We start from the raw sequence: 12,149 nt of genomic DNA, 5'->3' as shown, positions 1-12,149 counted from the left end.
TCGTGAGGAGAGAGACAGCCCGTCATGCCACTGCACGAACCCTCGCCGTACGAGATCCTGGGCATCCCGCTCACGGCCGGAGTCCGGGAGATCAACCTCGCCGTCGGGCCGGCGATCAAGGCGGCCCGCCACACCCGCCAGCAGATCCAGGAAGCCGCCGCGCTGCTGCGCAACCCCGACCGGCGGCTGGAGCTCGACCTCCAGCAGCCGCTGCCGCCCGAACCCGTCGACCGGGCAGCCGAGTTGCTGGCGCCCGCCCTCGCGGAGCCGCTGCTGACCATCGACCGCCCGCCGCTGCCGCCGGCCTCCGCCCTGCTCGCCCTCCATCGCGGGGAACTCGCTGCGGACTTCGTGGAGTTGACGCCACCGGCCGCCGACCCCGAGCCGCCCGTCCCCGCCCGCTACGCGGCCGACCTGTCCGTCCTCCCGCAGATCGAGGTGCCGGATTGACTTCCTCCCCTTCCCGGAGGAGGGGATTCCCCTCAGTCTCGCGACTGAGCCGCTGCGTGTGTGCGCTGCGGTGGGACAACTTCCTGCTTCATCGACGACTGCCCGCCCGGAGTGCTCCGTTGAGGTCTGACACCGTCTCCACAGGCTGCAACCGCCAGTCCGGCGGCCAGGATGTTCTTCGCCGCGTTCACGTCCCGATCGTGGGGCGTCCCGCATCCGCACGTCCACTCGCGGACGTTCAGCGGCATCCTGCCTCGCAGGGTGCCGCAGGCCGAGCACAGCTTGGAGGAGGGAAACCAGCGGTCGATCACGACCAGGTCCCGCCCGTACCACCGTGTCTTGTACTCCAGCATGCTCCGCAGCTCCGACCACGACGCGTCCGACACGGCGCGGGCCAGCGTGCGGTTCCTGAGAATGCTCCGAACCGACAGGTCCTCGATCACGATCGTTTGGTTCTCACGAACGAGAGCGGTGGTGACCTTGTGCAGGAAGTCCCTGCGGCGGTCCGCGATTCGGGCGTGCGCCCGGCCGACCTTGAGCCGGGCCTTGGCCCGGTTGTTGCTGCCCTTCGTCTTGCGGGACAGGCACCGCTGAGCCTTCGCGAGGCGCGCGCGGTCCTTGCGTTCGTGCTGGGGGTTACGGATCTTCCCCTGTCCGTCGGTCAGTGTGCCGACCGGACGGGACAGGGTGAGCAGCGAGGTGATCCCCGCGTCGAGCCCGACAACGGCATCGGTGGCGGGCATCGGTGTGGGCTGGTCGTCGCACAGCAGAGAGACGAACCAGCGGCCCGCGCTGTCCTGCGACACGGTCACTGTCGTCGGCGTACTTCCTCGCGGAAGGGGACGGGACCACACGATCGCCAGCGACTCCGCCATCTTCGCCAAGGTCAGCTCGCCGTTTCGGAACCGGAACGCGCTGGACGTGTACTCGGCGGACCTGCGGGACTTCTTCTGGGACTTGAACGTCGGGTAACTGCAGCGCCTGGCCCAGAAGTTGGTGAACGCGCCTTGCAGATGCCGCAGCGTCTGCTGCAACGGAACCGACGACACCTCGGAGAGATAGGCCAGATCCTCGGTCTTCTTCCATGCCGTCAGCATGGCGCTGGTGATGTTGTAGCCGACCCGTTCCTGGCGCTGCTGCCACGCCTCCGTACGGGCCTGCAACGCCAGATTGTAGACCTTGCGCACGCATCCGAACGTGCGCGACAGCTCAGCCGCCTGCGCATCGGTCGGATAGAAGCGGAACTTGAACGCTCGCTTCACCTGACTGGTCATGGGTCACACGGTACGCCGTCAGCGAGTGAGCCACGGGCGACCGCAAGCCGAGGGGGCCGGTTCGCCCGAAGGGCGAAGGGGCTTTCCCCTACCCGCTGCGCGGCAGATTCACTTCTTCCTCCGGCCGAGGCCGGAGGCATCCATGAGAGGAGCCTGATGACCGAGGCACCACCGACCGACGCCCTGCTGGAGGGCCGGGAGCCGCTGGAGATCCCGCCCGGGATCGAGGGGGTCGACCTGGCCGAGCACTTCTCGCGGTTGCTGCTGCGGGCCTCGCTGCTGGACGGGAAGGTCAAGCGGGTCGAGCGCGAGGCGCGGGAGGAGCAACGCGAACTGCTCGGCGCGCTGGTCGCGGTGGACGACGCGCTCGCGGCCCTGGCGCTCGACCGGGAGCTGGTGGCGCTCGGGCGGGGGGAGGGGATCGAGGCCACGCGGCGGATGCTGCTCGGGCGGCTCGCCAAGGCCGAGGTGAAGCCGATGCGGCTGGACGGCCGGGAGGCGGACCCGAGGACGGCGGAGATCGTCGGCGCCGAGGCGCGGCCGGGCGTGGAGCCGGAGACGGTCGTGCGGACGGTGGTCACCGGGTTCTTCTGGCGGGACGAGGTGCTGCGGCGGGCGCAGGTGGTGGTTGCGGCGGCGCCGGATGCGGAGCCGGAGTCCGTGGAGCCGGAGTCCGTGGAGTCGGAGTCCGTGGAGTCGGAGTCCGTGGGGGTCGCGGAGCCGGACCCGCCCGCGGAGCCCGTACGGATCGAGCCGCCCGGGCCGCCCGCCGCCGCGCGGGTGAGGCGGGCCCAGCCGCGGGCGCGGTCCCGGGCGGCGCGCAAGCACAAGAAGTAGCCGGACCACGAGGGGCAAGAGGGGAACGACATGTACCGCACGCTCGGCATCGACCTGGGAACCACCAACTCCGTGGTCGCGCACCTGCGCCGGGGTGAGCCGGAGATCATCTTCAACCGGCAGAACCAGGAGGGCACGCCCTCCGTGGTCGGCAGCGGCCGCAAGGGCGAGCTGCTGGTGGGCTCCACCGCGCGGAGCCGCATCGCGATCGACGGCGCCAACGTGATCCGCTCGGTCAAGCGCTTCATGGGCCGCAAGTTCAAGGACCCGCAGGTCCAGGCCGCCCTCAAGGAGGTGGACTACAAGGTCACGGCGGGGACGGACGGCGACGTCAACGTCTGGTTCAACGGCCGCTCGTACACCCCGATCGAGATCTCCGCGATCATCCTGCGCCGTCTCAAGGAGGACGCCGAGCAGCGCCTCGGCGAGCCGTTCCACCGCGCGGTGATCACCGTCCCCGCCTACTTCGGCGAGCGGCAGGTCGCGGCCACCCAGGAGGCGGGCCGGATGGCGGGCCTGCACGTGCTGCGGGTCATCAACGAGCCGACGGCGGCCGCCCTCGCGTACGGGATCACCAGTGAGAGCGGCGACGAGGGCAGGACCGTGCTGGTCTACGACCTCGGCGGCGGCACCTTCGACATCTCCATCCTGCTGCTGGTGCCCGGCTCCGTCTCGGTGCTCGGCATCGAGGGCGACAACCTGCTCGGCGGCGACGACTTCGACCGGGCGATCACCAACGCCCTGCTGGAGGACATCCGCGAGGAGTACGGCTCCGAGTACCAGCCCGATCTGCGGGACCGGCCCAAGATCGCCTCCACCGCCGAGACCGTCAAGATCGAGCTGTCCAACCAGGAAGCCTCCGAGGTCATCCTGCCCGGCCTCGGCGCCGGGCAGCTGGTGCTGGAGACGGAGTTCGAGCGGGCCCGCTTCGAGGAGCTGATCGAGGCGCGGATCGAGCGCACCATCGAGCTCACCCACAAGGCGATCATGCAGGCCAACCTGACGGTGGGCGACATCGACGAGGTGGTGCTGGTCGGAGGCTCGACCTCGATCCCGCTGGTCGCGCGGCGCCTGGGCGAGGTGTTCGGCCCGCGCCGCATCCGGCGCGGGGTCAACCCGATGCAGTGCGTGGCGCTGGGTGCGGCCGTGCAGTCGGCGCTGGTCGGGGAGGTGGAGTGCCCCGAGTGCCGGGCGCCGGGGGACCTCTCGGCCTCCAACTGCGCCAACTGCGCGACCTCCCTGCTCGGCGGCGAGCGCGTCTCCTGCGCCGGCTGCCACCTGCCGGTGGACGCGGAGGCCTCCGCCTGCCCCAAGTGCGGTCTGGAGCTGGGCGGTTCGGCCTCGGCGATCCCGAAGCAGACGCAGGCCACCGCCGTCGTCCACGGCGGCAACTGCCCGCGCTGCGGCACCCCCTCCGCCCCCGGGGTCACCGCCTGCGAGCTGTGCGGCGAGCCGCTCAACTCCGCCGCCCCGGGGAGCACGAGGGTGGCCTCCACCGCCGCCGAGGACGTGGGCCTGCGGTGCGCCGCCTGCTCGACGGTCAATCCGCCGGGCAGCGAAGTCTGCACGGGCTGCGGGGAGTTGATGCAGGTCACCAACCCGTTCGACATCACCCCGAAGAACCTCGGCATCGAGTTGAACGACGGCCGGCTCGCCGTGATCATCCCCAAGAACACCAGCTACCCCACGAGTTCGCCCGTCAGCCGGGAGTTCACCGTCTCCGGCAGCGGCCGCCAGCGGCTCGAAGTCGCCGTCTACGAGGGCGAGTACGAGATCGCCCAGCAGAACGAGCTGATCGGTCACCTGACCCTGCGGCTGCCCGAGAGCCTCGGAGGCCGCATCCCGGTGGACGTCGCCTTCGGCCTCGACCGGGACCGCACCATCACCCTGTCGGTGCGCATCCAGGGAGGCGCGGAGAAGACCGTCAAGCTCGAACGCGCGACCCTCGACCCCGAGTTGAAGGTGCAGGTCGAGGAGCAGCAGCGGCAGATCGAGTCCTTCACCGACAAGTGGGGCAGCGAGCTGACCGAGGCCGAGAAGCGCGAGGCGCAGCGGCTGATGGAGACCCTGGACGACCTGGCGGCCGGCCAGTCACGCGGAGGCTCGGTGGACGAGGCGCTGGAGCGGGCGCAGCGCCAGCTGCGGGCCCAGCGCTGGGTGCGCGGTTCGGAGGCGTACCTGAGCCTGTTCATCCACTACTGCGAGAAGCACCTCGATCCGAGCGACCTGGACCGGCTGCGCTCGGTGGCCGCCGAGCTGCGGCTGCGCCGGGAGGCCGCCGACTGGGAGGGCGCGATGCGCGCGGCCCAGCGGGCGGACGAGCTGTGCGACTCGCTGGGGCACACCTTCCGGATGCTGACCATGTGCAACGTCTACGTGACGCAGAACATGGTCTCCCCGGCCCTGGCCCAGCGGATCATGGCGCACCTGCGCGGTCTGGACGACGCGGTGGAGGCGCCGAACATGGAGGAGGTCAACCGGCACATGTCGGCGCTGCTGGAGCTGTACGCGCAGGCGCAGCGGGAGCTGGGTGCCGAGCCGACGGCCGAGTCGCTGGGGCCGGTCCGTCCGGAGGAGGCGGGGCCGCGATGAGCGCGCAGCCGCTGTCCGTCGAGCCCGTGGAGCCTGTCGAACCCGTGGAGGTGGCCTGCCCCGCCTGCCGGGTGCCGGCCGCCCTGCCGTCGCCGCGCTGCCCCTCCTGCGGGGAGGACCTGACGGCGCTGGTGCGTCTGCGTTACTCCGGCCGGATGGACTACAACGCCGCGTTGGAGGCGCTGCGGGCCGGGCGGGCGGCCGAGGCCAGGGTGCTGCTGCGCCGGGCCCTGGCGGCCGAGCCCGGGCTCGTACCCGCGTCCTCGCTGTTGGCCGCGCTGGAAGGGTGACGGGGGAGGGGCGGCGGGCGGTGCGACACGCCCGCCGTTCGCCCAATCCCGGCGTGGCGCGGAGGCCGTCCCGTCTGATCGGTCGCGAGTGTGATCGTCACACGGATTCTCGCCACCCTTACAAGGAGTGACGCAATGCGTATTCGCACCACCCTCGCCGCCACCGCGCTCGCCGCGGTGGCCGTCCTCGCCGGAGCCGGCACCGCCGCCGCCGACGCGACCGCGAACGGTGTCGCCTTCGGTTCGCCCGGGGTCCTGTCCGGCAACCAGATCCAGATCCCGATCCACATCCCGGTCAACATCTGCGGGAACAGCGTGAACCTGGTCGGCATCGCCAACCCGGCCTTCGGGAACGTCTGCATCAACGAGTAGTCCGCGCGCGCCGGGGCCGTCCGTCGAACCAGGCGGGCGGCCCCGGAGCCGTGTCCGCACCCTGTCCGCACCCCCGTTCGGGGGTGGCGGCCGACGGCCCGGAACGCGACCATGGTCCCTCCACACCGCGCCGCCGAAGGAGCCCCACCACCGTGCCGACCACGCGCAGCTACTCCTCCGGAGTCTCGGACGTCCCCCTGCTCGGCGACACCATCGGGGAGAACCTCGACCGCGCGGTGCGCGCCTTCCCCGGGCGCGACGCGCTGATCGACCGCCCCACCGCCCGCCGCTGGACGTACGCCGAACTCGGCGCCGACGTGGACGCGCTGGCGCTCGGGCTGCTGGAGCTGGGCATCGCCAAGGGCGAGCGCGTCGGCATCTGGGCGCCCAACTGCGCCGAGTGGACGCTCACCCAGTACGCCACCGCCAAGATCGGCGCCGTCCTCGTCAACGTCAACCCCTCCTACCGCTCGCACGAGTTGGAGTACGTGCTGAAGCAGTCCGGCATTCGGCTGCTGGTCGCCGCCGAGCGCTTCAAGACCTCCGACTACGCCGCGATGATCGAGGAAGTCCGGCCCCGCTGCCCCGAGTTGGAGCGGGTGCTCCTGATCGGGCGCCCGGAGTGGGAGGCCGTGAGCGCCGCCGGGCGCGCCGCCGATCCGGCCCGACTCGCCGAGCGGGAGGGGGAGTTGGCCCCCGACGACCCGATCAACATCCAGTACACCTCCGGCACCACCGGATTCCCCAAGGGCGCGACCCTCTCCCACCACAACATCCTCAACAACGGCTACTTCGTCGGCGAACTCCTCGACTACACCGAGCAGGACCGCATCTGCATCCCCGTGCCCTTCTACCACTGCTTGGATAGTGGAACACCTAGGCATCTAGACATGACCTGGGAGAACGCAGAGAATGACGCAGATGGAAGCCGACGAAACGGACCCGTCCCGCTTGATGGACATCCTTGCGCGGAAGTCGGTCAAGATGGCCGGTCGACGAGGCGAACTGTCCACGGACGCTCAGGAGGCGCGCGGGCGGCAGTGGGGTGACTGGAACGAGCTGATCGTCCGCCGGGTCTGGACGGAGCGGATCAGCGCGTCCAAGGGGCTCAAGCGACCGGACTATGATCGGGCCCTGGCAGCGCTGGCGGCGGGAGAGGTCGGCACGCTCTGGTGCTACAAGCTGGACCGCTTCAGCAGGATGGGAGCCCTGGCGGTACTGACAGCCCTGGAGGCGGTCAACGGCGGGCGGATCATCTTCGGGGAAGACGGGCTGGACTCCGCGAATCCAGACCACCGCCGAATGATCATGTGGCGGGCGGAGGACGCACGCGAGGAGTCGGAGCGCATATCCAAGCGCGTCACGGACACCAAGAGCTTCCAGCGGGACAGTGGGCAGTGGGTCTCCGGCCGGGTGCCGTACGGCCTCGTAGCAGACAAGGAACGCAAGCTTGTCGCCGACGACTCCCTTGCCTGTCCCGATGACCCCAGTAAAGGGTCCAAGGCAAGCGTCGTGCAGCGTGTCTTCAGGGAGGCGGCGTCAGGCAAGTACAGCCTGCGGAAGATCGTCGCCGGACTGGACCAGGACGACTTCCCGTCCGCCATGGGAGGCCGCTGGAACCAGAACACGGTGTACCGGATGATTCAGAACCCGGCATACAGCGGATGGCAGATTCGGAAGCTGGGGAACGGCCCCGGCATCATCCACACCGACGAGAAGGGACGGCGCGTCCGCGTCGGCGTCGTGCTGGTCAGCGACGCTCTTCGTCTAGCGGCAGGCCGCGCGGTCGCCGGCCACAAAAAGCCCGTCAACGTCGAGGCACGGGGACGCGCACGACACCTTCTGACCGGCCTCACGCGGTGCGCGGGCTGCGGGCGCGCCATGCCACGTGAATCGCGCTCGTACGCCTGCGGAGCGCGTCTCGGAGGCGGCACTCCGTGCCCCGCGCCGGCGACTGCCTTCGCTCCTCCGGCGGAGCGGTTCGTCCTCCAGGCGTGGCTAGATCGGCTCACGTCAGCGGAGCCGGATGACCCGCTGCTGCTCACCGTCGCGGAGCGCTGGGCGTCTCTGACGCGGCCGGTCGAGACGGCGGAGGCCGAGGAGGCAAGAGGTGTCCTGGCAGCTGCGGAAGCCGTCATGGAACGGATGCTTCGTGACCGTCGGGCGGGACTCTACGAGGGGCCGGCAGCACGCTTCTTCGAACCGGCGTGGAAGGACGCTGTCCGCGACGTCGAAGAGGCCCAGAAGGCGCTACGTGCGCACGCAGGCCCGAGTATCGACATCAGTTTCCTGATGGACGAGGAGACGGCACGTGAGGCGTGGGACGCCGCAGACCTCTCACTCCGGCGTGACCTCCTCCGGCTCGCCATCGACCGGGTGGAGATTTCGAAGGCAGCGAGTCGGGGGCCGTTCGACGGGCACCATCGCGTGAAGATCACGTGGGCGGTAGTGGCGTAGCCGTCGAGCGAGCACCCTCCCCGGGGCCGAACAGGGTCCAAAGTGCCGTACTAACCCCTTATTTCTATTCTCTCTAACACGTGTTAAGAGAGATAGGAAAAGGGCGCTATTTTCGGCACTTTGGACCCCGGCGGCCGACGAGGCCTTGTCGACGAGCCGGGGCAAACGGCCACCCAGTAACTATGGTGCGGAGGGAAGAGGACCGCGACGCCGGCGACTGGCGCGGTGTCCGCTCTCCCCTTCGCGCGGCCGGCTGCGCTCCCTGGCGCTCCCCGCTCTCTCCTCCGGGTCGAGCCCGGTTGAGCGTGCCGGCCTTCCCTCTGCCAGGTGGCGTTCGGACCTGGCCGACGTCGTACAGCGACGGCACCGGTTCGAGGCCGGGCGGAGGGGCTGGACGAGCGCGCACGGAGACGGAGGCGAGCCCCTGAGGGGCGGCGCACGGAGACGGAGGATGCTCGTCCGCATCGGTTGAACAGAGATTGACCTTTTGCAAGTCTCGGGATATGCTGCCATAGATCACTCTGACTTTGCGTCAGAGCGTTGCACGCTGCTAGCGTGCCGCCATGACACCTTTACTGCCCGGTGCAGACACAGTGCTGGCCTGCCTCTTCACGGCCCTCACGATCAGGGCGCTCTGCCCCGGCGAACGCGGCGCTCGTGCGCGCGAACTCCTTTGGCTGATCTTCGGGCGAGGCGCCTGATCAACCTCGAAGCCCCGGCCCGCGTGGTCGGGGCTTTCGCATGCCGCAGTAGCCCAACTGGTAGAGGCGCCCGGTTCAGGTCCGGGAGGTTGGGGGTTCGAATCCCTCGTGCGGCACGAGTCGGCTTCGGCTGACGAACCTGTGTAGCTCAAGAGGAGAGAGCGGCCCGAAAACGGACGGGCGTCATGGTGGGACGGTTGCGGATGCACCGGGACCGGGCCTGGAGGCGAAAATCTTCGGGTTGGGGAACCTCAGCCCCCGGCAGGGAAGCGCGTTTTCCAAGCCCACCTACGTTGGTGCGGGTTCGAATCCCGTCACAGGTACCACGCCGGCTTGCGGCCGGTTGTTGACGCCAGGGCACGTCCCTGGCGTCTCTGCGGGCGTAGCTCAGCGGCAGAGCTGCGGGCCAGGTTGGGAGGGCGGAGGTTCGAATCCTCCCGCTCCAGGGTGTAGCTCAGCGGTAGAGCGCCCACCACGGCCCGCGCGCGGAGGTTCGAGTCCTCCCGCCCGTACAGAGCGGCTGCGGCCTCTGCCCCACCGGACCGACCGGGGTATGCCTCACCGCAACCACCGTGGCGCTTTTCACGAGGTGGGCCGGTGCGACGTCCAGGCGGAATCGGCGCGCACCCGCGGAACGGTCGGTCGGCCCGGCCTGCGGGTGGCTACTGGTCGTAGCTCAGCGGCAGAGCGCCCGCTTTGGGAGCGGGAGGGCGGGGGTTCGATGCCCTCCGACCAGACCCACAACGACGCCCCTGGAGGCACCTATGCCACGCGGCACCATCAACGTCACCTCATCCGACCGCGCCGGCACCGTGCTGCCCGCTGCGACGGCTGGAGACTCGGCGAACGGTCACACGATCGTCAACGACGGCCGGGTCATGCTGATCGTGGAGAACGCGGGCAGCACCGTCGCCCGTACCGTCTCCATCCAGATCAGCAAGCCTGTCGACGGCTTCAGCGCCGTCGCGACCCGGACTGTGTCCGTGGCCGCTGGCGCGACCCGGCTGCTCGGCCCGTACCCGACTGCGGACTACGGTCCCGCGCTCCTGGTCGACGTCGACAACGCGGAGCTGAAGATCCGAGCGATCCGCAGTTCCTGACGCCCACATGCTTGTGTCCCGCCCGGTGAGCCGGCGCGGGGCTTGTTGCTGTGCAGAGGAGAGACGCAGACATGAGCCGGACCACCGCACACCGCCCGTGGCGCATGGTGCGAGACGAAGCCGACTACACCCGGCGGGAATGGCGCTGGCACATCTCGTCCGCGTACGGCCGGAACACCATCCGGCAGGCGCGCCGACGCTTCTGGGGCAGCGTGCGCCGGATGGAGGCGAGGCCCTGACGAAGGGCCACACCCCGGAGCCGACGCGCACCCGGCACACCGTGCTGTGGGACCTGTCCTAGCGGGGCTGGCTGATCTCCAGCGGGACGAGGCGGAACGTCGCCTCCACCCACCGCTGGAGGCCCTGCCCGCCGTGGTTCTGGCTCTCCAGCCTGTAGCCGGCCGCCTCGATTCGGGACAGGGCTGCGGACAGCCGCCGGCCGTCGTCACCGGGGACGATGTGGATCTTGCGGATGTAGATCGTCTGGCCTGACTTGTAGGCTTTGACGGCGTTCGCGTCCACGCTGGACGGCACTCTTTGCTTCCTCTTGAACAACCCCATGGGCGGAGAGTACTCGACTCGGAGACCGGAGGTCAGGGCATTGGCCTGGACGACGAGCGACCGGCGGGAGCGGCTGCCCAAGGACTGGGCGTCGCGGATTCGCCCGCGCATCCTGCGCCGGGATGGCGGACGCTGCACGGCGGTGTTCGGCGACGGTCGACGGTGTTCAGCCCCCGCAACCGACGTCGACCACATCATCCCGGGGGACGACCACTCGGACGACAACCTCCGCGCCCTGTGCGGCTGGTGTCACGCGAAGAAGTCCGCTCACGAGGGCGGCACGGCAGCCGGCCACCGTGCTGCCCGGACCACGCGCCCGAAGGCGCCACATCCCGCGCTGGAGGACTGAGCGATGGCGATTAGCACCATGGCGGCCGGCATCCCGATGTACGTGCATCCGGGGATCGACGGCCGTAGTTGGGCGACCCTGGCGACCGTGGATCAGCCGGTCCGGTACATCGTGCTGAACCAGGACAGCGGCCCGGGTGAGATAGAGGACGGTGTCCTGTACGACGCCGCCCGCGCCGTGAAGGCCGGTGGCGTGACGAAGGTCTGCGGGTACATCGACTACGCGTACGGGAACCGCGCTGGCGGGGACTACACGATCAACCAGGACGCGGCGAAGTGGGTGTCCAGGGGCATCGACTGTGTGTTCCTGGACCGCGTGCCCAGCACGGCCGGCAGCGTGCAGCCGACGGCGGTTTCCGTGCTCGGCCTGCGCAAGGCCGGCATGAAGTTCGTCGCGATGAACTACGGCGTGTTGCCAGCACCGGGCCACCTGGACATTGGCGACATCGCCGTGGTGTTCGAGGGCGACATGGCGACGTACCGCACGCTGAGCGTGCCCTCGTGGGTCCTGGAGCACGAGCCGGAGCGCCTGGCCCACCTCGTCTACGAGGCCAGCCAGGCGGAAAGCAAGGAAGCCATCGGGCTGGCCAGGCAGAGGGGCGTCCACAACATCTTCTGCACAGACAAGACGTTCGCTTCGGGCAACCCGTGGTCGGGCGTCCCGCTCTACTGGAGCGACGAGGCCAAGACCCTGAAGGCGTGGCCGGCCAGGCCTGCGCCCGGGTGGCTGGCGTGAGCCAGGGTGCGCGGGTGGAGATCGTGGAGCCCGACCACGAGGGCGGCGCGCTGCTGCCAACTCTGGTCCGTGTGAACGGTGTTGACGTCGGCACGCTGGCCAGGCCGCCCCGGGTGAGGGTGGGCAGGGATGCCGAGCCGGCCACGGTGACGCTGACCCTGCTGCCCCGGGAGGTCGTGATCAAGGGTGAGCCGGAGGGGCCCGGAACGGCTCCGACGAGGCTGCCCTTCGGCTTTCGGAGGCCCCCTCCGGAGGATACCCCCCGGGGGTAGGTGGGTCTGAGAGTGAGTACCCCCCGGGGGTACCGGTTCCGGAGGGGCCCTCCGAAGGTATACCCCAGGGGGGTATCCCCTTTGGAGGGGCCTTGAGAACCGTAAGAGTGCTGGGCCTGCCAGTCTGTACGGGTCTGGGGGAAGTGGGCCAGGAGGGGG

Annotated in this window: 12 protein-coding genes, 3 tRNA genes and 1 pseudogene; 14 read left to right on the top strand and 2 right to left on the bottom strand. The window is 69.9% G+C overall.

The features are described from left to right. The first annotated feature begins 24 nt into the window (after positions 1-24). Positions 25-450 (top strand): hypothetical protein, encoded by a 426-nt coding sequence (locus tag ACIRRS_RS22855; RefSeq protein WP_402973569.1) that lies wholly within the window; start codon positions 25-27, stop codon positions 448-450. 32 nt (positions 451-482) lie between these two features. On the opposite strand, the gene ACIRRS_RS22850 is transcribed toward ACIRRS_RS22855, so the two are convergent. Beyond that, positions 483-1,724, bottom strand: a complete 1,242-nt coding sequence (locus ACIRRS_RS22850; protein ID WP_402973566.1) for an RNA-guided endonuclease InsQ/TnpB family protein — start codon at positions 1,722-1,724, stop codon at positions 483-485. A gap of 156 nt (positions 1,725-1,880) precedes the next feature. Here ACIRRS_RS22850 and ACIRRS_RS22845 point away from each other — a divergent pair, with 156 nt between their 5' ends. From ACIRRS_RS22845 to ACIRRS_RS22795, 11 genes and pseudogenes are all read left to right on the top strand, one after another. Next, on the top strand, positions 1,881-2,561 hold the full coding sequence (locus ACIRRS_RS22845; RefSeq protein ID WP_402973563.1) for a nucleotide exchange factor GrpE: 681 nt from the start codon (positions 1,881-1,883) through the stop codon (positions 2,559-2,561). Between the two features lie 30 nt (positions 2,562-2,591). Continuing rightward, on the top strand, positions 2,592-5,153 hold the full coding sequence (locus ACIRRS_RS22840; RefSeq protein ID WP_402973561.1) for an Hsp70 family protein: 2,562 nt from the start codon (positions 2,592-2,594) through the stop codon (positions 5,151-5,153). Continuing rightward, positions 5,150-5,443, top strand: a complete 294-nt coding sequence (locus ACIRRS_RS22835; RefSeq protein WP_402973558.1) for a hypothetical protein — start codon at positions 5,150-5,152, stop codon at positions 5,441-5,443. The genes ACIRRS_RS22840 and ACIRRS_RS22835 overlap by 4 nt, the downstream gene beginning before the upstream one ends. A gap of 135 nt (positions 5,444-5,578) precedes the next feature. After that, on the top strand, positions 5,579-5,815 hold the full coding sequence (locus tag ACIRRS_RS22830; protein WP_402973555.1) for a chaplin: 237 nt from the start codon (positions 5,579-5,581) through the stop codon (positions 5,813-5,815). A gap of 152 nt (positions 5,816-5,967) precedes the next feature. Further along, a pseudogene (locus tag ACIRRS_RS22825) lies at positions 5,968-6,675 on the top strand (AMP-binding protein); the annotation flags it as partial. A 61-nt stretch (positions 6,676-6,736) separates the two neighbouring features. Beyond that, on the top strand, positions 6,737-8,272 hold the full coding sequence (locus ACIRRS_RS22820) for a recombinase family protein (protein WP_402973553.1): 1,536 nt from the start codon (positions 6,737-6,739) through the stop codon (positions 8,270-8,272). A gap of 743 nt (positions 8,273-9,015) precedes the next feature. Further along, a tRNA-Leu gene (locus ACIRRS_RS22815) sits at positions 9,016-9,089 on the top strand. Between the two features lie 326 nt (positions 9,090-9,415). Further along, a tRNA-OTHER gene (locus ACIRRS_RS22810) sits at positions 9,416-9,485 on the top strand. Between the two features lie 153 nt (positions 9,486-9,638). Further along, positions 9,639-9,710 (top strand) — tRNA-Pro (locus ACIRRS_RS22805). A 27-nt stretch (positions 9,711-9,737) separates the two neighbouring features. Next, entirely contained in the window at positions 9,738-10,073 is a 336-nt protein-coding gene (locus ACIRRS_RS22800; protein ID WP_402973550.1) for a hypothetical protein, read from the top strand. 71 nt (positions 10,074-10,144) lie between these two features. Continuing rightward, complete coding sequence (locus ACIRRS_RS22795; protein WP_402973547.1) at positions 10,145-10,312, top strand: hypothetical protein; 168 nt, start codon at positions 10,145-10,147, stop codon at positions 10,310-10,312. A 58-nt stretch (positions 10,313-10,370) separates the two neighbouring features. Here the strand turns inward: ACIRRS_RS22795 and ACIRRS_RS22790 are convergent, their stop codons facing one another. Further along, the gene (locus ACIRRS_RS22790; RefSeq protein ID WP_402973544.1) at positions 10,371-10,607 is read right to left on the bottom strand and encodes a hypothetical protein; all 237 of its coding nucleotides are present in this window, start codon (positions 10,605-10,607) and stop codon (positions 10,371-10,373) included. A 25-nt stretch (positions 10,608-10,632) separates the two neighbouring features. Here ACIRRS_RS22790 and ACIRRS_RS22785 point away from each other — a divergent pair, with 25 nt between their 5' ends. Beyond that, complete coding sequence (locus ACIRRS_RS22785) at positions 10,633-10,983, top strand: HNH endonuclease (RefSeq protein ID WP_402973609.1); 351 nt, start codon at positions 10,633-10,635, stop codon at positions 10,981-10,983. 3 nt (positions 10,984-10,986) lie between these two features. Next, positions 10,987-11,718, top strand: coding sequence for a spherulation-specific family 4 protein (locus ACIRRS_RS22780; RefSeq protein WP_402973542.1), 732 nt, complete (start codon positions 10,987-10,989; stop codon positions 11,716-11,718). The last annotated feature ends 431 nt before the right edge of the window (positions 11,719-12,149 follow it).

It is taken from the genome of Kitasatospora sp. NPDC101183 (assembly GCF_044767945.1).
In the GTDB taxonomy this organism is placed as follows: domain Bacteria; phylum Actinomycetota; class Actinomycetes; order Streptomycetales; family Streptomycetaceae; genus Kitasatospora.
This window is presented reverse-complemented; position numbering and strand designations above follow the sequence as displayed.